This is a genomic window from Alkalimonas cellulosilytica (assembly GCF_036325985.1).
Lineage (GTDB): Bacteria > Pseudomonadota > Gammaproteobacteria > Enterobacterales > Alteromonadaceae > Alkalimonas > Alkalimonas cellulosilytica.
This window is the reverse complement of record NZ_JAUHLI010000009.1, coordinates 123,368-145,392: the sequence shown is the minus strand read 5'-3', so window position 1 is coordinate 145,392 and position 22,025 is coordinate 123,368. Positions and strand designations below refer to the sequence as shown.

The 22,025-nt window shown below is 53.0% G+C and carries 22 protein-coding genes and 1 tRNA gene; 8 read left to right on the top strand and 15 right to left on the bottom strand.

All coding sequences use genetic code 11. The annotated features are described in order from the left end of the window. Window positions 1-16: 16 nt before the first annotated feature. The 9 genes from QWY20_RS10680 to tsaE form a co-directional block, all read right to left on the bottom strand. The gene (locus tag QWY20_RS10680) at window positions 17-1,192 is read right to left on the bottom strand and encodes an aminotransferase class V-fold PLP-dependent enzyme (protein ID WP_330128999.1); all 1,176 of its coding nucleotides are present in this window, start codon (window positions 1,190-1,192) and stop codon (window positions 17-19) included. Window positions 1,193-1,258: 66 nt separating this feature from the next. Continuing rightward, window positions 1,259-2,140: a protease modulator HflC gene (gene hflC / locus QWY20_RS10675; RefSeq protein ID WP_330128998.1), complete on the bottom strand. Its 882-nt coding sequence runs from the start codon at window positions 2,138-2,140 to the stop codon at window positions 1,259-1,261. Between the two features lie 3 nt (window positions 2,141-2,143). Then, window positions 2,144-3,304 (bottom strand): FtsH protease activity modulator HflK, encoded by a 1,161-nt coding sequence (hflK, locus tag QWY20_RS10670; RefSeq protein WP_330128997.1) that lies wholly within the window; start codon window positions 3,302-3,304, stop codon window positions 2,144-2,146. Window positions 3,305-3,341: 37 nt separating this feature from the next. Next, complete coding sequence (gene hflX, locus QWY20_RS10665) at window positions 3,342-4,622, bottom strand: ribosome rescue GTPase HflX (protein WP_330129054.1); 1,281 nt, start codon at window positions 4,620-4,622, stop codon at window positions 3,342-3,344. A gap of 43 nt (window positions 4,623-4,665) precedes the next feature. Further along, window positions 4,666-4,926: an RNA chaperone Hfq gene (gene hfq / locus QWY20_RS10660; RefSeq protein ID WP_330128996.1), complete on the bottom strand. Its 261-nt coding sequence runs from the start codon at window positions 4,924-4,926 to the stop codon at window positions 4,666-4,668. A gap of 94 nt (window positions 4,927-5,020) precedes the next feature. Next, on the bottom strand, window positions 5,021-5,947 hold the full coding sequence (miaA, locus tag QWY20_RS10655) for a tRNA (adenosine(37)-N6)-dimethylallyltransferase MiaA (protein ID WP_330128995.1): 927 nt from the start codon (window positions 5,945-5,947) through the stop codon (window positions 5,021-5,023). 1 nt (window position 5,948) lies between these two features. After that, window positions 5,949-7,736 carry a DNA mismatch repair endonuclease MutL gene (mutL, locus tag QWY20_RS10650; protein ID WP_330128994.1) on the bottom strand — a complete coding sequence of 596 codons (1,788 nt, stop codon included), beginning with the start codon at window positions 7,734-7,736 and terminating at the stop codon, window positions 5,949-5,951. After that, a complete protein-coding gene (locus tag QWY20_RS10645) occupies window positions 7,736-9,055 on the bottom strand; it encodes an N-acetylmuramoyl-L-alanine amidase (RefSeq protein ID WP_330128993.1) in 1,320 nt (439 codons plus the stop codon). Before QWY20_RS10645 ends, mutL begins: the two co-directional genes overlap by 1 nt. Continuing rightward, the gene (gene tsaE, locus QWY20_RS10640; RefSeq protein ID WP_330128992.1) at window positions 9,042-9,536 is read right to left on the bottom strand and encodes a tRNA (adenosine(37)-N6)-threonylcarbamoyltransferase complex ATPase subunit type 1 TsaE; all 495 of its coding nucleotides are present in this window, start codon (window positions 9,534-9,536) and stop codon (window positions 9,042-9,044) included. Before tsaE ends, QWY20_RS10645 begins: the two co-directional genes overlap by 14 nt. A gap of 151 nt (window positions 9,537-9,687) precedes the next feature. On the opposite strand from tsaE, the gene queG reads away from it, so the two are divergent. Then, the gene (queG, locus tag QWY20_RS10635; protein ID WP_330128991.1) at window positions 9,688-10,815 is read left to right on the top strand and encodes a tRNA epoxyqueuosine(34) reductase QueG; all 1,128 of its coding nucleotides are present in this window, start codon (window positions 9,688-9,690) and stop codon (window positions 10,813-10,815) included. A gap of 73 nt (window positions 10,816-10,888) precedes the next feature. Here queG and QWY20_RS10630 read toward each other — a convergent pair. Next, window positions 10,889-10,964 (bottom strand) — tRNA-Gly (locus QWY20_RS10630). Window positions 10,965-11,035: 71 nt separating this feature from the next. Beyond that, on the bottom strand, window positions 11,036-11,587 hold the full coding sequence (gene orn / locus QWY20_RS10625) for an oligoribonuclease (protein WP_330128990.1): 552 nt from the start codon (window positions 11,585-11,587) through the stop codon (window positions 11,036-11,038). Between the two features lie 140 nt (window positions 11,588-11,727). Between orn and rsgA the strand changes: the two genes are divergently transcribed. Genes rsgA through QWY20_RS10610 form a run of 3 tightly spaced genes read left to right on the top strand, consistent with a single transcriptional unit; the run spans window position 11,728 to window position 14,399 of the window. Then, entirely contained in the window at window positions 11,728-12,756 is a 1,029-nt protein-coding gene (rsgA, locus tag QWY20_RS10620; protein ID WP_330128989.1) for a small ribosomal subunit biogenesis GTPase RsgA, read from the top strand. A gap of 17 nt (window positions 12,757-12,773) precedes the next feature. Continuing rightward, on the top strand, window positions 12,774-13,643 hold the full coding sequence (gene asd / locus QWY20_RS10615) for an archaetidylserine decarboxylase (protein ID WP_330128988.1): 870 nt from the start codon (window positions 12,774-12,776) through the stop codon (window positions 13,641-13,643). A 57-nt stretch (window positions 13,644-13,700) separates the two neighbouring features. Then, entirely contained in the window at window positions 13,701-14,399 is a 699-nt protein-coding gene (locus QWY20_RS10610) for a glycerophosphodiester phosphodiesterase (protein WP_330128987.1), read from the top strand. A 3-nt stretch (window positions 14,400-14,402) separates the two neighbouring features. Here the strand turns inward: QWY20_RS10610 and QWY20_RS10605 are convergent, their stop codons facing one another. Continuing rightward, window positions 14,403-14,831 (bottom strand): MerC domain-containing protein, encoded by a 429-nt coding sequence (locus QWY20_RS10605; RefSeq protein WP_330128986.1) that lies wholly within the window; start codon window positions 14,829-14,831, stop codon window positions 14,403-14,405. A gap of 143 nt (window positions 14,832-14,974) precedes the next feature. Between QWY20_RS10605 and QWY20_RS10600 the strand changes: the two genes are divergently transcribed. Then, window positions 14,975-15,286, top strand: a complete 312-nt coding sequence (locus QWY20_RS10600; RefSeq protein WP_330128985.1) for a prephenate dehydrogenase — start codon at window positions 14,975-14,977, stop codon at window positions 15,284-15,286. A gap of 47 nt (window positions 15,287-15,333) precedes the next feature. Here the strand turns inward: QWY20_RS10600 and QWY20_RS10595 are convergent, their stop codons facing one another. Beyond that, a complete protein-coding gene (locus QWY20_RS10595) occupies window positions 15,334-15,897 on the bottom strand; it encodes a DUF3016 domain-containing protein (protein WP_330128984.1) in 564 nt (187 codons plus the stop codon). Between the two features lie 904 nt (window positions 15,898-16,801). Between QWY20_RS10595 and QWY20_RS10590 the strand changes: the two genes are divergently transcribed. Beyond that, on the top strand, window positions 16,802-17,239 hold the full coding sequence (locus tag QWY20_RS10590) for a hypothetical protein (RefSeq protein ID WP_330128983.1): 438 nt from the start codon (window positions 16,802-16,804) through the stop codon (window positions 17,237-17,239). A gap of 66 nt (window positions 17,240-17,305) precedes the next feature. Here QWY20_RS10590 and groL read toward each other — a convergent pair whose 3' ends face one another. Together groL and QWY20_RS10580 are read right to left on the bottom strand one after the other, a co-directional pair. Continuing rightward, a complete protein-coding gene (groL, locus tag QWY20_RS10585) occupies window positions 17,306-18,949 on the bottom strand; it encodes a chaperonin GroEL (RefSeq protein WP_330128982.1) in 1,644 nt (547 codons plus the stop codon). A gap of 38 nt (window positions 18,950-18,987) precedes the next feature. Further along, window positions 18,988-19,281 (bottom strand): co-chaperone GroES, encoded by a 294-nt coding sequence (locus QWY20_RS10580; protein ID WP_330128981.1) that lies wholly within the window; start codon window positions 19,279-19,281, stop codon window positions 18,988-18,990. Between the two features lie 242 nt (window positions 19,282-19,523). On the opposite strand from QWY20_RS10580, the gene QWY20_RS10575 reads away from it, so the two are divergent. Continuing rightward, entirely contained in the window at window positions 19,524-21,308 is a 1,785-nt protein-coding gene (locus tag QWY20_RS10575) for a protein-disulfide reductase DsbD (protein ID WP_330128980.1), read from the top strand. Window positions 21,309-21,549: 241 nt separating this feature from the next. Beyond that, on the top strand, window positions 21,550-22,008 hold the full coding sequence (gene aroQ, locus QWY20_RS10570; RefSeq protein ID WP_330128979.1) for a type II 3-dehydroquinate dehydratase: 459 nt from the start codon (window positions 21,550-21,552) through the stop codon (window positions 22,006-22,008). The last annotated feature ends 17 nt before the right edge of the window (window positions 22,009-22,025 follow it).

Here is a 22,025-nt window from a genome sequence, read left to right as displayed (position 1 = left end):
GATGGCTGAAAAAAAGTCAGTCGCTCGTCGTAAATTGCTCCAGACAACGTAAATCGAACTGCTCAGCACACTGATAGAGCGCAAAACCAAAGCGTAGCCTGTTGCCACGGTAATCGGTAAGGATATGATGTTGCTTCAAAAATCCAGCCAACGCAGCAGCGCCATCAGCCGTTGGCAAAGCAAAGGTTAAAAAGTGACCATGCTGCTTTAGATCTCGCTGCAATAACTGTTCTTGGCTGAGTGCCAATTGCGACAAGCTGCTTAACTGCACTAAAAAAGCCTGCTGCAGCTGCTGCACATAGCGATGAATGGTAGCAACACCGATCTGCTGCTGTTGCAATAGACGCAGCACCGCATGCAAGCGAAATAAGGCACTGTGATCCATGGTCGCACCGGCAAAGCGAAAGCCGTCGCTGCTGTAGGGTACCTGCGAGCTGCGCTCCGAACTTAAAGCGCCAAACTCAGCAAACCAGCCGGTATAAAGCGGCCGGTATTGATTGTCCTTTGGGCACAGCATAAAACAGCAGCCTTCGCCGGCCTGGGCATACTTGTAACTACCTGCCAGATAAAAAATGCGATCTTCAATGGCCGATAAATCCAGCGGCAGCGCCATAAAAGCGTGGTAGCCATCTATCGCTATCATCGCTTGCGATACGTTAGCCAGCTGCCTGACAAAATCGGTGAGATCCGTCAGTGCTACACCGGAGTTAAAAAACACCTGGCTGCAAAAAATCAGCTCAAACTCGTGCTCGGCCGCAGCCGCCACAAAGCGCTGTTCGAAATCGGCAAAAGGTTCGGTTGGGATCACCGTCAGTTGCACCAGACTCTCTTCTTGCAGTCGGCTGACCTGACGCTGAAAACTGTAAAACTCGCTATCGGTGGTCAGGATCCGGATAGGTTTGCGCCAATCAAAACAACTGAGCAAGCGCATGACCAGCTCATGGGTATTAGGTGCAAACACCAACTGCTGTGGTTGTTCGCTACCCAGTTGAGCAGCCAGCAAGCGCTGTGTTTCGGGCAATACCACACCAAAAATATGCTGCCATTTTTCATCTGAGTTGCGCGCACTTAAGTCCCAGTAATCCAACATGGCCTGCCGGGTCACATCTGGCCAGAAGTGGTGCGAATGACTGGCAAAGTGTTGCTTGCCGGCATGGCCCTGCAAAAAGTGCTGATACAAATGTTGATACATCTTACGCTACCTGTTTTACGCCAGCTACGAAAGAGGCCCCGCAGGGCCTCTTGGTTGATACATGGTTTATGGACGTTGTATCGTCTTCATGTGCCTGAAGAAGTCGCTATCCGGTTGAATCACCAGCACATCATCCTTATTGCGGAAGCTGCGCTTATAGGCTTCTAAGCTACGGATAAAGGAGAAGAACTCTGCATCACGACTGTAGGTTTCGGCGTAGATATTAGCGGCCTGAGCATCACCCTCACCACGAACAGTTCGGGAGTTACGCTCAGCATCGGCCAGCATTACCGTAATACGGGCATCCACATCGGCGCGAATTTTCTCGGCTTCTTCCATACCACGCGAGCGATGCTCACGCGCTACCGCCTGACGCTCGGCCCGCATCCGGGCAAAGATGGAAATACTGATTTCATCCGGCAGGTTAATTTGCTTCACCCGCACATCAATCACTTCAATACCCAGCTCAGCGGCCGCAATACCAGCTTGCTGCAAGGCACTTTCCATCAGCTCCGTCCGCTCACCGGAAACAATCTCCGGAATGGTACGGGTACCAAACTCGGTCCGCAAACCGTTGTTGATGTACTGGCGTAGGAGCACTTCGGCTTGGCGGGTGTTACCCCCTCCGGTACTTAAAAAATACTTACCGAAATCACGAATACGCCACTTAACATAGCTATTGACCAATAAGTCTTTCTTTTCTGCGGTCACGAAGCGATCAGCCGGATCATCCAGGGTTTGCACCCGGGCATCGAGCTTACGCACCGTTTCAATCATCGGTATTTTAAAATGCAGGCCCGGTTCAAACACCTGCACATCACCGGCCGCATCACGTTGGATCTTACCGAACTGGATGACAATGGCCCGCTCACCTTCCGGCACCACAAAGAGTGCCGAAGAGAGGATCAGGCCGGCAACCACCAGGATTGCTACAATTAAATTTTTCATGCCTTAACGTCTCCCATCACGAGTTGTGGTGCCGCGAATGCCATCCTGCCGCGGAGCGGTATTTTGCGATTCCTGCAAGGAACGCGGCGGCGTTACCGGCAAGGCACTGGATGAACTGGAGCTAGCCGCACCACCTTTGAGCATCTGATCCAATGGCAGATACATGATGTTGTTGCCACTGCTGACATCAATCAAGACTTTAGAAGTATTGCTGTACACTTCTTCCATGGTTTCCAGATACAAACGTTCACGGGTGACTTGCGGTGCAGCCAGGTACTGCGGCAGCAACTGCTCGAAACGGGCTACTTCACCCTGTGCGCGTAAAATCACCTGCTGACGATAAGCTTCCGCTTCTTGCATAATCCGGTTGACCTGACCACGGGCACGCGGTTCGATTTCACGGGCATAGGCTTCCGCCTCACGCACGAAACGCTCCTGATCTTCCTGCGCCGCAATGGCGTCATCGAAGGCATCACGCACTTCTTCCGGTGGGCGCGCGTCGCGGAAGTTGACATCAACCAATTCCAGGCCCATCCGATAGGGTGTGATGATGGTTTCCAGTTCCTGACGGGTGTTCTGCCGCACTACTTCCCGGCCACGGGTCAGCACATCGTCCATCAGCGAGTGACCAATCACAAAACGCAGCGCTGCATCGGTTGCTTCCTGCAGGCTGTTATCGGCATTGACCACCGAGAACAGATAAGCACGGGCATCATACACCCGGTACTGCACTTCAAAGGTCACCCGCACCAGGTTTTGATCCTGAGTCAGCATAAAGCCATCGGTACGAAAGGAACGAACGTTAGTAATATCGACCGGGCGCACCTGATCGATAAAGGTCGGTTTCCAGTGAATGCCATCACCCACTTCGGTATGGAACTGGCCAAAACGTAGAATAACACCACGCTCCGATGACTGAATTATGTAAAAGCCACTGAAAGCCCAGACCAGGGCTGCCACAATAGCTACCAACAGCAACAGGGTAGACACTGAGCCACCGCCGGAGGAGCCTTGGTTGCCCCCGCCAGAACCGCCAAAGATGCCACCAAACTTCTTACCAAAATTACGAAACACTTCATCTAAATCGGGCGGGCCCTGATCACGACCACCTTGTTTCCAAGGATCGTTATCTTTGCCATTTTTGCCCGGCTCATTCCAAGCCATGGTCTACTCCACTGATAGTACGATTTGGGTTAATGTATCAAAAAACCGCTTCTCTGACGATATAGTTTTCCAGCCTGCCTTTACTTTGCTGCAGCAGCCGGCCCCAGTCTGTTGCCGATACGCTGATGCGCAGCTCCGTGGTCCCCTGCTCGGTAAAATGCTCTTGCTCTACGGCACGCAACTGGTGCAGACGTGCCCGCCAGATCCCTGCATCAGCCGGTAAGGACAACGTCAGGCGCAAATAATGCTGCGCCAGCCTCTGCCGGATGGCATCCAGCAACAAAGGGACACCCGCTCCGGTATGTGCCGATAAATACACTGCCTGAGGTAAGCCATCTTCATCACAATCAATACGAGGCGCCAGCGTACACTGATCAATTTTGTTCCATACCAACAATTGCGGCACTTCGGAAGCCTCAATTTCGGCCAGTACTTTTTGCACCTGTGCCAGCTTGGCGGCATGATCGCTGTCGGCATAATCGACTACCAGCAACACCAGGTCGGCATCCTGGGTTTCCTGCAAGGTAGATTTGAAGGCAGCAACCAAATCGTGCGGCAACTCACGGATAAAACCAACCGTATCGGCCAGCACCACATCGCCGAAGTGCGGCAGCTCCAGTCGACGTAACGTAGGATCCAGGGTGGCAAACAGCTGATCCGCTGCATGCACATTGGCCTGGGTCAGGCGGTTAAATAACGAAGACTTGCCGGCATTGGTGTACCCGACCAGTGCCAGCACCGGTACAGCAGCACGCTGCCTGGCCTGGCGGCCTTGTTCACGCTGCCGGGTCATTTTATCCAGCTTTTGCCGCAATGCGGTCACACGCTGACGCAGCAAACGGCGGTCCGTTTCCAGTTTGGTTTCACCTGGCCCACGTAAACCAATGCCGCCTTTTTGCCGCTCGGCATTATCCCAGCCACGCACTAAGCGTGACGATAAATGCCGCAGTTGCGCCAGCTCTACCTGCAACTTTCCTTCGTAGCTGCGGGCCCGCTGTGAAAAAATGTCCAGAATTAACGTGGTGCGATCAATCACCCTGCACTGGCAACAACGCTCCAGGTTACGGGTCTGCGCCGGGCTCAGCTCGTGATTAAAAATAAGGACGGTCAGCTCGGATGCAGTCACCTGCTCTGCCAGAGATTGCGCAATACCTGAGCCAACGTAATAGCGGCTATCCGGTCGTTGCCTACGGCAACGCACGGTATCCACCACCTCAACCCCAGCCGAGCCAGCCAGCAACACCAGTTCTTGCAAAGTTTCCTGCTGTTTTTGCGCAGAAAACTCGACCTGAACCAATACAGCCCGCTCCAGATCCATGCCTGATGGCCCGGAACTGTTTGGCCCGGTGGCGGCGGAAGGATTAATCGTCTGCTTCGTCAGAGTCGTTCCCGCTGTTGGCATGAGCCATCATGGTGTTCACTGCCCGCGAAGGCACCACCGTTGAAATGGCATGTTTGTACACCATTTGGCTGACTGTATTTTTTAACAGAATGACGAATTGATCAAACGACTCAACCTGTCCCTGCAATTTAATACCATTGACCAGATAAATAGAAACCGGGATACGCTCCCGCCGTAAAGTGTTCAGGAAAGGATCCTGTAATGATTGGCCTTTTGCCATGTGCCGCATTCCTTATTGTTATAAGTCCGCTTGATCTATGGATTGATTCAGATATTTCAAGTTAAACAACTGACTATTTTTTTGCGTCCCGAGTTTAGCTTAGCGAAGTTAACACCGCTTGCAAGTTTTCCGTCAGTTTTGCTTCAGTTTTCAACCAGTTTACATTCTGCCAGCCCCGCAACCAGGTCAATTGCCGCTTGGCCAGCTGCCGGGTAGCCGCGATCCCTTGTTGCTGCATCTGCTGGTAATCAATGGTCCCATCCAGATAATGCCACATCTGGCGGTAACCAACACAGCGCATCGAGGGCAATTGCAGGTGCAAATCCCCCCGCTGTTTCAGCTGCTGCACTTCCTGTTCAAACCCAGCCGCCAGCATCTGCATGAAACGTATCTCTATACGCCGGTGCAGCTCGGCCCGATCGGTCGGCGCTATCGCAAATTGCCGTACCGGAAACGGCAAGGCGCTGCCTTGCTGCGCGGTCAGCTCTGTCATGGTCTGACCACTGATGCGATATACCTCCAAAGCGCGGTTGATCCGCTGTGGATCATTTGGATGTATCCGAGCAGCTGAGACCGGGTCAATCACCGAAAGTTCCTGGTGCAATGTTTCCCAGCCTTTTTCAAGCGCTTCTTGTTCAAGCACAGCCCTTACCTGCGCATCCGCCGCCGGTAAGGGCGAAATGCCTTGCAACAGCGCTTTGTAATACAACATGGTACCACCCACCAGCAATGGCAAACGACCACGCTGCCGGCTTTGCTCAATACAGGCCAGAGCGTCACTGCGAAAATCTGCCGCCGAATACGCTTCGGCCGGATCTTTGATATCAATCAGATAATGCGGTGCCGCAGCCAGCTCCTCTGCCGTAGGTTTGGCGGTGCCAATATCCATACCCCGGTAAATCAAAGCACTGTCGACACTGATAATATCAACCGGCAACTCTGCGGCCAGCGCCAGCGCCAGCGCCGTTTTACCGGATGCTGTGGGGCCCATCAGAAACACAACTGGTGGTTGCTCTGACATCTTAGAGCTCCAGTGCCGAAATAGCCGGGTTGATATCTATGGCCACAGTCGCGGCCTCCAAACCAGCCTCAAGCAGTTCCGGATAGTAGTGTAAAAGGGTATCGGCCTGAAGCCAATGCGCCTTTAGCAGTATATCGAAGGCACTGGCCAAATCCGTCTGTTGCAGCTGCTGAAAAAATGGCAACAGGCACTGTTGCAGTGGGCTTCGCTGCAACCACAATGGAATAGCCCGCACAATCAGCACCTGATCGCGCAACAGCACATCAAAACCAAGCCCGACCAGCTTATCGGCCAGTTGCTGCAGGAAAGTCACCTCGTACTTACTGACGTTAAGCCGCATCGGTACCAGCAAAACTTTACTGGCGGCATGCCCGTCTGCCTTTGCTTGACACAACAGCACCATCGCTTTGGCCACGCTGCGTAGCTGGATATTGTCATCACTTTGCAACAGCAAGAAACGGTTTTGCACAGTCCAGGGTTTCGCTGCAGCAGGTACTGCTGTGTTGGTGCTTTCTGACTGCGGCCCCAGCACGTAGGACCCCTTGCTGGTATCCTGCAACTCGCTGACGCTGTGTTGCTGACTGCCTTGCTGCAATCCATGCAAGTACTGCAACTGGCGCGCGACCTCGGCCACTGCCGGTTTCGCTGGTGGTTTGTAGCTGAAAGCACTGCGGCCGCTACCTGCTGGCCTGGCCTGATCAACCTTGGGCATCGAATGGCTTGCAACCGCCAGTGTCGGCTCTGCTGAGGCAGCAAAGTTGGCATTCTGTGAGGCACGCAATGCCTCTGGTTGCAGCTGCGAGAGCGCATTGCCTAGCGCACTGGCCACGAAGTCATGCACTAAGCGCGCCTGATGAAAGCGCACCTCATGCTTAGCCGGGTGCACATTGACATCCACTTCTGTTGCTGGCAGCTCCAGATAGAGCACAAATACCGGCTGCTGCTCGGCACTCAAATGCTCACCATAGGCCTGGCGGATGGCATGGTTCAGCAATTTATCGCGCATCATCCGGCCATTGACGTAACTGTACTGACAGCCTTGTTGCCGTTCGATAGCAGCAGGGGGTAACAACCAGCCCCAGAGCTTTAATTGCTGATGCTGATTTTCAATCCAGCAGGCACTGTCAGCAAAACGTCGGCCACAAAGGCTGGCTACCCGTTGCAACTGCTGGGCTGGGGTACTGGCAGCTTTTAAACGCCGCACGGGCTGTCCATTGTGACTGAGTGTCCAGCCGACATCAAAACGACTGAGCGCCAGTCGTTTAATTAGCTCATCAATGTGAAAGAATTCGGTTTTCTCGGTGCGCAGGAATTTGCGACGGGCCGGCGTGTTGAAAAATAAATCCAACACCTCCACCGTGCTGCCGACAGGGTGAGCCGCCGGTCGAAGCTGCACCTGCATGTCCCGCCCTTCGGCATTGGCCTGCCAGGCGGTTTCCTGACTGGCGGGCCGGGAGGTCAGACTTAACCGGGCTACCGAACTGATACTGGCCAGAGCCTCGCCACGAAAGCCCAAACTCAGGATCTGTTCCAAATCATCCAAGCTACTGATTTTGCTGGTGGCATGGCGACTGAGTGCCAATGTAAGCTCTTGCTGAGCGATACCACAGCCATTATCCCGAATACGAATGAGCCGGGCACCGCCTTTTTCAATGTCAATGTCGATTTGGCTGGCACCGGCATCCAACGCATTTTCCACCAGCTCTTTCACTACGGAGGCAGGGCGCTCGACCACCTCTCCCGCCGCAATCTGATTGGCAAGCTGCGGCGGTAAAATCTGAATGGGCATTATTCTGGGATCCGCAGCACCTGGCCAATCCGAATGGTATCGCCATTAAGCTGATTGTGTTGCCGCAGTGCCTCGACCGACACATTGTAACGCTGAGCTACCAGGGATAACGACTCCCCCCGCTCGACCCGGTGTTCGCGTGAGCGATGCTGGGCAAACAGTGAGTCGGCTGGTGGTGATTCACGAAAATGCCGACGCAACCCCTGAAACATCGATTGTGCCAGACGTTGCTGATGCTGAGCGGTACGAAGTTGCTGTTCTTCCTGTGGGTTGGAGATAAAACCGACCTCCACCAATATTGAAGGAATATCCGGTGAACGCAGCACCGCCAGGCTGGCCGCCTGTGGTTCACGCCGGTGCAAGCGGGTGATTTGGCCCAGCTCCGACAGCACATGAGTGGCTGCCTGGTGGGCCGAGACCATCGAATGGTTCATCGATAAGTCCAGCACCGTTTGTGCCAGATAACGCTCCTGCGTTGAGTCACGAATGATTTCACCGACCCCACCGAGCAGTTCGGAATGACGCTCTTTTTGTTCCAGCATCCGGCCCACTTCCGAGGTGGCCCGGCGCAAGGATAATACCCAAACCGCGGCACCACGTGGCTGTGGTGAGGTAAACGCATCGGCGTGAATCGAGATCAGCAAATCGGCCTGCATTTCACGGGCAATATCGGTGCGACGGTTTAGGTGCACAAAGTAATCGCCGGTGCGCACCATCACTGCCTTCATGCCCGGCTCGTTGTTAATCAGTTCTGCCAGACGGCGGGCAATCGGCAATACCAGGTTTTTCTCGAAGGTACCAGCAGGCCCGATGGAGCCTGGATCCTCGCCACCGTGGCCAGCATCGATGGCAATGATAATGTCACGGCCAGGCTGGCGCTGCGCCCTGGCCTGTGCCACCGGCAACTCACGCTGTTCACCTTTGAAATCAACCACCAAGCGATGACCATAAGGCCCGGTGGGTGGCAGGCTAAAAACGTTGGCAGAGGCCTTTTCCGATAAATCCAGTACGATGCGTAAGGTCTGATTGTTGGCGGTATAGCTGGAGCGGATACTTTGGATCAAACTGGCTTCACCGCTGGCTGCAGGCAGGCGGCTTTGTGCTTTGTGCTGGCGCAAATCAATCACGAAACGGTGCGGATTCTCCAGCGCAAAGCTGCGTTGATCCGGTGCCGCGGCCAAATCAAACACCACCCGGGTATTTTCCGGCGAAGGCCAGATCCGAATGCTTTGCACTTCATTACTGGCAGCCCACAAGGAGCCAGCCCAGCAACACAGCAGCCACCACAGCCAGTGAACTCTTTTGTTATCGTTCTTCATGCGCACTCATCGTTGTTACTATCGAACGGCCAAGTTCACTCTGCCCATGGATGCTCAAGATGCGAACCGGCTCATCGGCAGCGGCGTGATAACTTAGCTCCAGCACCAGATCTGGCTCTGGCAAAAAGCCAAGCCCACGCTCGGGCCATTCAATCAGGCAAATCGCCTGGTCGCTGAAATAGTCGCGACCCCCAATAAATTCAAGCTCTTCCGGATCTGTTAACCGGTATAAATCAAAATGATAAATTTGTCTAGTCGCCAGCTGATAGGGCTCCACCAGAGTATAGGTTGGGCTTTTGACAGCGCCCTGATGCCCCAATGCCTGCAGCAATCCACGGCTAAAGGTGGTTTTGCCGGCGCCTAATGGGCCCTGCAAAAACAGCACTGCCTGCTCTGGCAACAGCAAAGCCAGCCTGGCGGCAACCGCTTGGGTTACCGCTTCATCCAGTAACGAGATCTGAAAGCGATTTACTTGCTGCACGCGATTTGCCTTAAGGGTTTTGCTGCTATGACCGCAGATTTTAACAAAAATTCCGTCCAACTGTTATCCCTGATGGTGCCAACGCGAAAGATTACCTGCGACCTTTGCTTATGCTACCATCGTTGCATCCGATCTTTACTACCCTCATGGCATGAGCTTAGCAGCACTGGCAGCGAACATTAAAACCTGGGCCAAGGAACTTGGCTTTGCCGACTGCGGCATCACCGATACCGATCTGACGCGGGAAGAGCCACGTTTGCAAGCCTGGCTGGAGCAAGAGTTTCACGGCGAAATGGAGTACATGGCGCGCCATGGCATGGTAAGAGCAAGGCCAGGGGAATTATTACCGGGTACCCAGAGAGTCATTTCGGTGCGAATGGACTATTTGCCAGAGCGGGCGGCTTTTGCCAGCAACTTACAAGATCCCAGTCAGGCCTTCATCAGCCGTTATGCGCTGGGGCGTGATTACCACAAAGTGATCCGTAAAAAACTGAAACAACTGGCCGATCGCATAGAGCAGGAGGTGAGCGACCTGGGTTACCGGCCTTTTGTCGACTCAGCCCCGGTGCTGGAGCGGCCGCTGGCGCAAAAAGCCGGGCTTGGCTGGGTAGGCAAACACAGCCTGTTGCTTAATAAAGAAGCGGGTTCCTGGTTTTTTCTGGGCGAGCTGCTGGTGAACCTGCCGCTGCCCATCGATGAGCCGCACCAGGGCGATTGCGGCAGTTGTGTGGCTTGCATCACCAGTTGTCCCACTCAGGCTATTGTAGCCCCTTTTATCGTGGATGGCCGGCGCTGCATTTCCTACCTGACCATTGAACTCAAAGGCGCGATTCCAATGGAGTTTCGCCCTTTGCTCGGCAACCGGATCTATGGCTGCGATGATTGCCAACTGGTTTGCCCGGAAAACCGGGCGGCGCCGCTTAGCCTTGAGGCTGATTTTCAAATCAAAGACCATTGGCGTGATCAAAGCCTGCTGGCCTTGTTTCGCTGGGATGAAGCTACCTTTTTGCAGCGTACTGAAGGCAGCCCGATCCGCCGGATAGGTTTTGAGCGCTGGCAGCGTAACCTGGCAGTCGCGCTTGGCAATGCGCCTTTTTCAAAGGACATCATACAGGCACTGCACCAAGCCCAGGCTGACGCATCTGAGCTGGTGCAAGAGCACATCGACTGGGCCTTGCAGCAACAGCAGAAAAAACAGTGGCTGGAGACCTCGATCCTGCCACGGCAAACCGAGCGGCTGGTGCGGATTGTGAAAAAAGGCTTGCCCCGCGATGCCTGATACAGTGTCAACTGCACGGCTAAGCAAAGAGCAGAAAGCAAAAAAGCAGCCAAAAGGCTGCTTTTTCAAAATTTGGAGCGAGTTACGAGGTTCGAACTCGTGACCTCGACCTTGGCAAGGTCGCGCTCTACCAGCTGAGCTAAACTCGCAATATACATCAGGGCTGGTAACGTTCCTGATGCCGCGCATTTTACAAAAACCAGCGGCCAATGCAAGCCCTTTATTGCGGAATTTTGAAAAAATGCGTGCGATAGGTGACTAATTCGCCAATGGAGTCGCGGATATCATCCAGTGCCAGGTGACTGCCCTGCTTTTGCACCTGCTTCAGTACCTCTGGTGCCCAGCGCCGGGCCAGCTCTTTCACGGTACTGACATCCAGGTTGCGGTAATGGAAAAAGGCTTCCAGCTCTGGGGCGTACTCCACCAGAAAACGGCGGTCCTGACCAATGCTGTTGCCGCACATCGGCGACTTACCGGCTGGTACATACTGGCGTAAAAACGCCAGGGTTTGCTGTTCGGCATCGGCCAGACTGACCGTGCTGTTGCGACAGCGCTCGGTCAGGCCGCTTTTACCGTGCTGCTCGACACACCAGGGATCCATGCCATCGAGTACCGCATCCGGCTGCTTAATGGCCAGCGAAGGCCCTTCCGCCAGAATGTTCAGCTGGCTGTCGGTGACGATGGTGGCGATTTCCAAAATCACATCTTTTTTCGGATCCAGCCCGGTCATTTCCAAATCCAGCCAGATTAAATTGTGTTCATTCACTGCCATCGCTGCCTCATCTGCTTACCCGCTGAAAACAGCAGGATGCTTTGTAACTTGTTGGATAAGCGGTATCATACACCGCAATTTCCCATGCGACCAGCCGGCTTACTGCTTCAGCCGAGCCCGCGCACAACAGGCAAAACCGAGTGAGCCCGAAACGACGCTTAACCAAACAACAACAGGCACGCATTGCCCGTCAGAATGAGAAACGCTTAGACACTAGCAAACAAGGTGCTTCAAGCGATGACGATCTGTATTTGTCAGCTGAGCCGGGCTTGATTTTAAGCCGCTTTGGCAAGCATGCAGATGTTGAAGCGGCAGATGGCAGTGTGATCCGCTGCAATCTGCGCCGCACGCTAAGTTCGGTCGTGACTGGCGATCGGGTCGCCTTTCGCCGGGTCCGCCAAACGCAAGGCAGTGTCGATGGCATTATTGATGCGGTAGCCGAACGCGACACAGTGCTGCTGCGCCCAGATTTTTACGATGGCTTAAAACCGGTCGCTGCCAACATCGACCGCATTGTGGTGGTATCGGCGGTGCTGCCCGAATTCTCTGCCCACATCATCGATCGCTATCTGGTGGCGGCCGAAGTGACCGGCATTCCGCCGGTACTGGTGCTGAATAAAACCGATCTGCTGAGCGCTGAACAGCGACACGCCTTGCAACAACAGCTGGAGCTCTATCGCGAGCTTGGCTATGCCAGCTTATGGCTGAGTGCTAAGCAGGGCGAAGGCATGGACGCACTGCAGCAGTTGCTGCAAGAAGGCACCAGCATATTGGTTGGGCAATCCGGTGTTGGCAAATCGTCGATTATGAATGCCATTTTGCCAGAGCTCGCGCTTTCTACCCAACAAGTGTCGGATGTATCTGGCCTTGGCCAGCACACCACCACCGCCTCACGGCTGTACCACTTACCCGGCGGCGGCCAGCTCATCGACTCACCTGGTATCCGTGAATTTGGTCTGTGGCATTTTAGCCCGGAGCAGGTCACTGCTGGCTTCGTCGAGTTTCAGCCGCTGCTTGGTCATTGCAAGTTTCGGGACTGCAAGCACATCAAAGACCCCGGCTGTGCTATTCTGCAAGCAGTGACCGATGGCGACATCAGCGAACAACGTTATCAGAGCTATCTGCGCATTCTGACCAGCATGGCAGAAGACAAACCCAATCATTTCTAACGTCAAAAGAGCCTGTTATGGACCAAGTAAAAATCATTCTGCAATACATTCTGCCTAAGCACCTGATCTCACGCCTGGTCGGTTACCTGGCGGCTGCCCGGCTTGGCTTTTTCAGTCATTTGCTGATCAAGCTGTTTATCAAGGCTTTCAAAATCGATATGACCGAAGCCAAATACGAGCAAGCGTCTGATTACCGCAGCTTCAATGAGTTTTTTACCCGGCCATTGAAAGAAGGCATCCGGCCACTGGCGGACGCTGCCGATATCATTGCCCATCCGGTCGATGGCACCATCAGTCAGTTGGGGCCCATTACCGATGGCAAGCTGGTGCAGGCTAAAAACCACGATTATTCGCTGCAAACCCTGCTGGGTGGTGAAGCCGATACCGCAGCGCCTTTTTTAGGCGGTCAGTTTGCTACCATTTATCTGGCACCGAAGGATTACCACCGCATCCATATGCCGGTGAGTGGCACCTTACGGGAAATGATCTATGTACCGGGCGATTTGTTTTCGGTGAACCCACTGACAGCGGAGAATGTGCCCAACCTGTTTGCCCGCAACGAGCGGGTAGTCACTATCTTTGATACCGAGCTGGGCCCGATGGCGCTGGTATTGGTAGGTGCGACCATTGTTGCCAGCATCGAAACGGTCTGGGCAGGCACCATTACACCGCCCACAGGTAAAACCGTGCATCGTTGGCAGTACCCGGCCACCGGCCCCACTGCGGTACGGCTGGAAAAAGGCGCCGAAATGGGTCGCTTTAAACTGGGATCGACGGTAGTGCTGGCGTTTGCCCCTGAGCAACTGGAGTTTTTAGCCGACCAGCAGCTAGGCAGTACCACTCGCATGGGAGCAGCTTTTGCCAAAAGACTGCAGCCAAACGACTAACGGCAACCATTGACGGCCATTTAGGCAAAGCACCAGCATCGTTTTTAAGGAGCCTGTATGCAGATCATTGCCCATCGCGGAGCCAGTGGTGAATTTCCGGAAAATACCTTGCTGGCCATCGCTCAGGCCATTTTGCAGGGTGCCGATGCCATTGAAGTGGATGTGTATGCAGTAGAAGGCGAACTGATCGTCATTCACGATCCCAAGCTGGAACGCACCACCAACGGCAACGGCACCATTTACCAGCACAGCCTGGCTTATCTGCGACAACTGGATGCCGGCGAAGGCGAGCCCATTCCAACGCTGTGGCAGGTGCTGGAGCTGGTCCATGGTCGCTGCTGGCTGAATATCGAACTCAAAGGCAAAGATACTGCTCCGCCCTTGCTGGCCATGCTAGCCAGAGCACAGCAAGTGCTTGGTTTATCCCTCGATGAGGTGCTGGTGTCGTCTTTTAACCATCACCTGCTGCTGCAGTTAAAACAAGCCTTACCAGAGCTGAGATTGGGCGCTCTGACCGCCAGCCTGCAACTGAACTATGCCCAGTACGTGCACGATTTAGGCATGTACTCGGTACACTGCGATCTGAATTTTATCGACCAGCAACTGGTACATGATGCGCATCAACTGGGCTTGAAAGTTTTTGTCTATACCGTGGATGGGCTGGATGACATCAGTGACATGCAGCAGCTGGGTGTGGATGGTATCTTTACCAATTACCCGGCGCGCAGCCGGGTGTGGGCCTTTGAAGGTGGCTAAGCCTTAACTTTGCTGAGGCGTAGCCTCATTCTCTTTGCAATCAACCACTGTTTTGCAGCTGCTGCAGCGCTGGCATAGCCGCATATTCAGCACATGCGCCAGCACCACAAAAGCAGCCCCAATAGTAAGCACTGCCGGCTCCCAATGATGGCCAAAGATGTCTTTGTGCCAATAGATAAAACCGCCTAAAAACAGTGAGTAGAAGGGGTAGAGTTTACGGTGGTAACGGTGAAAACCTGAAAACAGTGCAATAAACCCCAGCACCATCGTCAGCAACAATGCAGCCCGCTCAAAACTCTCATTGGCCAGAAAGCTAGCGCCAAGCAACGGCAGTACGGGCAACAGGACAGGCAGCATAATGCAATGCACCGCACAGAGCGATGTCAGCGCAATTCCTGCTTTATCCAATACATTTCGACCCAGGCTAAGCACAGCAGTTACCACCCAATCAGCAATAGTAATGAGATGATATAACAAATCGGCAAAAAATGAAATACGAAGCAGGCATAAGCTGCTGCTTGCAATCAGGCTTTATGGCATAATTCGCCCTATTTTGTTGTACGAGACCGCAAAGCATGGATCAATTACTGGACCAACTGGATGCCAACCTGAAAGAGTTGTACCGCAAGGCGCTGGATGCCGATCAGGCGCTGGACGCACTGAAAAAACAAGGCAAAGGGAAGTATCAGGCTATTTTCCCAGCCAGTGCTGGCTTTCAGGTACAAAGTCCCCGCTTTATGCCTTATCTGGCAGAAACGGCTGAGCTGGTTGCTGCCATGCGCCAAAGCCAACAATTCAGTACCACTACGTTGCAACAAGCGGTGCAACAACTAAAGCACCTGCACCAGACGTTGCAGGAATTTCAGCAGGCTTTAAAAGACCAGTAAGCAAAACGGCAAGCTCAAGGCTTGCCGTTTTCATCCATTAAGGCAGCTTACTCGCTGACTTTAGGTAACTTGGCCTGGTGCTCTTCAATTTGTGGCATCAGGTTGCGCTCAAACCAACGCTTTAACATGGTGTATTCGTAACGTAACTCCTGGTGGCGAGGGCCTACCATGCGTGGGCTCTGTAAAAAGCCCATATCACGGATATTTTCATCACCACCCGCTACCCTGGCTCCATACCCATCACGCAGCTCGTGAGTAAAGGCCACCCGCGGTGAATAAATATCTTTTACCATCCGGATATCCTGGCCCGAACGGGTGTACATTGGGTTTACATCACCGGCCAAATCAATATCGGTCACGGTTACCTGCCACTGATACCCCTCCGGCAATTCAGCCGCGAACTCCTGGAAAATTCGCTCAAAGCTTGCCAGAGTCCGCTCACGAAACCGCGCCCGGCTTTCGTTAGCCGGCCGGATATCGGTGAATTTTTCCGGCTCCTGGAAAGTCAGCGTTAAGTTGGATGCATCCTCCGCCAGACCATGAAAGCTCGCGCTCATCAGCCCAGCCAGGGCACCTGCCATCATTAGTTTGCGCCAAATAGGTGTGGTCATTGTTGCCTCCAATTAATAGCATACACCGCTACAAAGCCCGACGACACAGCGATCGAGCCTGACTAAATTCTAGTCAACTTTATATGACTATAGACTGAATTGGATTCATTAAGTTGTCATTTTTTGTTATTTATTGTGCCAGCTGCCATAGCAACAGCCAAAAGAAAACCCAGCACCAAGGCCGGGTTTTCAGGGATTCAGACGGGGCCTGAGCGCATGTCGGGTAGCAGCAGTGCATTACTGCACCGCCGCCCCCTAAGAACCGTACAAGCAAGTTTCTCCGCATACGGCTCAAGACTTTCTAAGCCAATACCTAAGTACTGACCAGCCACGATTATCAGAAAAAGATTCTGATAAAATCCGGAATGTAAATTGGCGCAATGAAAAGCATACTCACGTGCAGGTAAAACTTTCTGATAGATGACAAGAAAAGATTTAACTCATTTACCAGTAATCTACCTTGTTCTATGTGTGCAGCTATTTTCTTGCCCCAAAGCGGTTTTCTATATACTTTCGGCGATTTGTCAGCCATGAGCATTAACCTTTGATAAGGATTAATATTCTGCTAAGCAATAAATGCCTAGCGCCGAAAGCAGGATTTGCAAAGAGTACTACTCTAGACATGCTGTCACTGACAGGCTTGCCTCGCAAATGCTGCGAAGGAAACATCAGTAAATGGATGCAATCTAAATTTAGTCAGGCACTGCCTGTATTGGATTGAACACGAGCACAGCTCACATTCCGAAGCACTGCTTCGTTTGACTTCACTTGGCACTGCCAAGCTTTAATCCCAAGCGGCCACTGGTCGGATGAGATTCAAAAAATAATAATCCAATATTACTACTTTTGCAAATATTTTCACTGAGACTAAAATGTTAAAACGTCTTAAACGAGCAGGGTTTGCATGAGAACTATAGTGTTATTGCTAGCTTGCATGGTCACTTTGAATGTTGCTGAGTCTATCCATGTCCCTATTCCCTCACAGCTTTGCAGTCAGCAAGACTCTATGTTTGCGGGTGCATCCATTATTTACTCTGAGTGTCAGGATGACATCGATGCCATTGTGGTTCATGGGATTCAAAGTAGTCACAGCTTCGAAGCACTGTTGCAATTCGCACAAAGCTATCAAAATGAGCAAGTCGCGCTTGATGAGGCTATCACAGATCCGCTATTTGACGGCTTAGTCGTTGCATTAACACCATTCGATCCGGCAATGTCCATCAGCCACGATGAAGTGAGTACTATTGAGTTTTCACTCAGTGATAAAGCGGTATTTTTTATTCGTGAAACCGGCCGCTGGCAAGTGATCACTGTACTACCGGCTAACAGCTCCCACTACTGACTTGTCTCAATAAAAAACCCGGCACCAAGGCCGGGTTTTCAGGGATTCAGACGGGGTCTGAGCGCATTACATCATGCCGCCCATGCCACCCATTCCGCCCATGCCACCCATATCTGGGGCAGCGGCTTCGTCTTTTGGTACTTCGGTCACCATGGCTTCGGTGGTGATCATCAGTGAACCAACAGAAGCAGCGAACTGCAGTGCAGAACGGGTTACTTTGGTTGGATCCAGGATACCCATTTCCAGCATGTCGCCGTAGGTTTCGTTGGCCGCGTTGTAACCGTAGTTGCCAGAACCGTCTTTCACTTTGTTCACAACCACAGACGGCTCTTCACCGGCGTTGGAAACGATTTGACGCAGAGGCGCTTCCATCGCACGCAGGGCGATTTTGATGCCGTGGTTCTGGTCTTCGTTCTCTGCCGTCAGGCCTGCCAGCTTGGCAGCAACACGTACCAGAGCGACACCACCGCCAGGGACCACGCCTTCTTCCACCGCAGCACGGGTTGCGTGCAGCGCGTCTTCAACGCGGGCTTTTTTCTCTTTCATTTCGATTTCAGTCGACGCACCTACTTTGATCACGGCAACACCGCCAGCCAGCTTGGCCAGACGCTCTTGCAGTTTTTCTTTGTCGTAATCCGAGGTCGCTTCTTCGATTTGCTGACGGATTTGCTTCACACGGCCAGCAATGGCGGCTTCGTCACCAGCACCATCGATGATGGTGGTGTTGTCTTTGGTCAGTACCACGCGCTTGGCAGTACCTAAGTCTTCCAGCGTAGCTTTTTCCAGCTCCAGGCCGATTTCTTCAGAAATCACAGTACCGTTGGTCAGTACAGCGATGTCCTGCAGCATGGCTTTACGACGGTCACCGAAACCTGGCGCTTTGACTGCCGCTACTTTGACGATACCGCGCATGTTGTTCACCACCAGCGTAGCTAAGGCTTCACCTTCCACGTCTTCAGCGATGATCAGCAATGGCTTGCCTGCTTTGGCCACGCCTTCCAGCACCGGCAACAGCTCACGGATGTTGGAGATTTTTTTATCCACATTCAGGATAAACGGGCTTTCCAGTTCAACCTGGCCAGCTTCCTGATTGTTGATGAAGTATGGAGACAGGTAACCACGGTCAAACTGCATGCCTTCAACCACGTCCAGCTCGTTGGCCAGCGCCTGGCCTTCTTCGACCGTGATCACGCCTTCTTTGCCTACTTTGTCCATCGCATCGGCGATGATCTGGCCAATTTCTGAGTCCGAGTTCGCAGAAATAGTACCTACCTGAGCAACTGACTTGCTATCAGCACACGGCTGAGACAGGTTTTTCAATTCAGCAACAGCTTCAACCACGGCTTTGTCGATACCGCGTTTCAGATCCATTGGGTTCATGCCAGCAGCAACGGCTTTGACACCTTCGTTGATAATGCTTTGAGCCAACACTGTGGCGGTGGTGGTGCCGTCACCGGCTTCGTCGTTGGCTTTAGAAGCAACTTCTTTTACCATCTGAGCGCCCATGTTTTCGAACTTGTCTTCCAGCTCGATTTCTTTGGCGACAGAAACACCATCTTTGGTGATCAGAGGTGAACCGAAGGATTTATCCAGGATCACATTGCGGCCTTTCGGACCCAGAGTGACACGAACGGCATTGGCCAGAATATTGACGCCTTTCAGCATTTTATTGCGGGCATCATCACCAAAACGAACTTCTTTTGCTGCCATTTTCATTTTCCTCTAAATTCAGTTAGTGCAATGATTGATTAGGCTTCAACTACAGCCAGGATATCGTTCTCACTGACGATCAGCACTTCTTCACCATCAATTTTTTGCGTCTTAACGCCGTAACCATCGTTGAAAATCACTGTGTCGCCAACTTTGACATCCAGCGCTTTCACCTCGCCGTTATCCAGAATGCGGCCGTTGCCAACAGCAACTACGGTGCCACGGGTGGATTTCTCGGCGGCAGAGCCAGTCAGAACGATGCCACCGGCTGACTTGGTTTCAGCTTCCTGACGTTTGATGATGACGCGGTCATGTAAAGGACGAATATTCATGCTCTATCTCCTAAAGCGAGTTTGCGTTTTAACATGGGTTGTTAAAATGGGTTGCGCTGTATATGGGGCAAGCAAAAACTGAATCCAAGGGGGAGGCTAAAAAAATTTTCTGCAGAAATCGGCGTGACAACAGATTTTGCTAATGATAGCAGCAAACTGGTATTGTATCGCTTCGAACAAGACCGGAACCTGTCGGGCAGCGTATAGCCTGACCTGCCTGAAACCAAGAAGAGAGCCGATAGATGTTACGATCGTTATTGACTGGCGTGTTGTTGTGCTGGCTGGCGCTGTTGCCGGCCCAGGCTAATGAGAGTGTCTTGGCTGCCATTACCGGTGAGTCGTCACGCTTTTTACCGGTCGATCAGGCCTTTCAGTTTGATTTTCGCCAACAGGACGATGAGCTGCTGCTTAGCTGGACCATTGCCGACGGCTATTATCTGTACAAAGAGCAATTCAAGTTTGCCGGCATTGCGGTTAGCTTCTCACACCCAAGCTACCCGGCGGCCATGACCATTGAAGACGAATTCTTCGGTGTGACCGATGTCTACTACCATCAGGTGATTTTGCGTCTGCCTTTATCGGATATCGGCGAGGACGCCGAGTTACGGGTGCGTTATCAGGGCTGTGCTGAAGCCGGCTTTTGCTACCCGCCCACCACCAAAACGGTGCCTCTGAGCCAGGCTGCAGGTGGCTTAGCCGCTGATGCTGGCAATGGCGCTGCAACCGCTTCCTCTGCACCGGTATCCAGCCAGAATACCCTGGCCGAGCGCCTGGCAGGCTCCGGCTTTTTACTGACGCTGGGAGTATTTTTCGTCCTGGGCCTTGGCCTGGCATTTACGCCGTGCGTGTTTCCGATGTACCCGATCTTATCCAGCATTATTGTCGGTCAGGGCAAGGATTTATCCCATAAGAAAGCTTTCAGCCTGTCCTTTGCCTATGTACAGGGCATGGCTCTCACCTATGCCTTGCTCGGTTTAGTGATTGCCAGCCTGGGGGTACGTTTTCAGGCCATGTTGCAACACCCGGTGATATTAGTGCTGGTCAGTCTGCTGTTTGTGCTGCTGGCTCTTGCCATGTTTGGTGCGCTGAATTTTAGTCTACCCAGCGCCTGGCAGGCCAAAGTGGCGGCCATCAGCAACAAACAACAACGTGGCTCGGCCAAGGGCGCTTTTGTGATGGGCAGCTTATCCGGCCTGATTGCCTCCCCTTGTACGACAGCCCCCTTGACTGCCGCCCTGCTGTACGTCGCGCAAAGTGGCGATCTGTTGCGCGGTGCCATTACGCTCTATGTACTCAGCCTCGGCATGGGCTTGCCACTGCTGATCCTGGGTAGCTCGGGCGCTAAGCTGCTGCCTAAAGCCGGCCAGTGGATGTATGCGGTGAAAAATATCTTCGGCTTTTTGCTACTGGCGGTGCCGGTCTGGTTATTGGATCGTTTTGTGCCCGGCTGGGTGACTTTGCTGCTGGGCTCGGTACTTGCCTTGTCTGCCGCCTTGTACCTGCATTATGTATCGCAGCAGCTCAGCAATGCCAAAGCCCGTAGCGCGCTCTGGCTACCAGCGCAATTGCTGCTGATTTTAACTGTACTGGTTAATGTGCAACTGCTGTGGCCTCAATCGGCCAGCCCTTCGATGGCAACAACTGTTGCAGGGCAACAAACCCCGGGCCAATTCCGGCTGGTAGCCGATCAGGCAGAATTGGATCAGGCGCTGGCCGAGGCTAAAGCCAATGGCCAGGTGGTATTACTGGATTTGTACGCGGAGTGGTGCGTGGCCTGCAAAGAGTTCGAGCTGCTGACCTTTCCGGCCGAGCAAGTACAGCCCTACTTGCAGCAAATGGTGCTGCTGAAAATTGATGTCACCCGCATGACCCGGGCCAATCAGCAATTATTGGATCGCTACCAGGTGCTGGGCCTGCCTACGCTGCTGTTCTTTGATGCTGATGGGAAAGAAATGACACAATCCCGTGTCACCGGCTTTATGGCGGCCCGCCCCTTTGCCCGTCACTTAGCAGCCATTCTGGAGTAACGGCCAGGTCGGATCGCGCTGCCATGCTGGCATAGAGGGCAGCTTCATCGCAACAAACTGGTCTTTTCCTGCTGATTAGACCAGTATTTTGCTGCCATTTGTCACGATTTCACTATAATAAGCCGTTAAATCGAAACCAAGCGCGCGTTATTTACGCATCTAGCCCGAGGCAGCTGTTTATTCTGGCCGCTTCAGGCATAATGCAGAGAAATAACGTGAACGTGCAGGAAATGTGCAGCTTATGGTGAATAAAACGCGGATTCTGTTGTTAAATGGCCCCAATCTAAACATGCTGGGTGTGCGCGAGCCTTCAGTCTATGGTTCGCAAAGCCTGGCTGAACTGGTGCAACAGCTGCAGGATTATGCCACAAGCCTGAATGTGGAGCTTAGCCACTTTCAGAGCAACGCCGAGCATGAACTGCTCGACCGCATTCACCAGAGCCTGGGCCAGATTGACTTTATTGTCATCAACCCCGGTGCTTTTACTCACACCAGTGTGGCTTTACGTGATGCCCTGCTGGCTGTGGCCATTCCTTGCATTGAAGTCCATTTGAGCAACGTGCATGCCCGCGAACCATTCCGGCAGCACTCGTATCTTTCGGACATTGCCAAAGGTGTGATTTGTGGCCTGGGGCCACAAGGCTATCGCTTTGCCATTGAGGCGGCAGTGTCTTTTACGCAATCCAATCCATCCACCTAGAATGACAGGTTAAATCT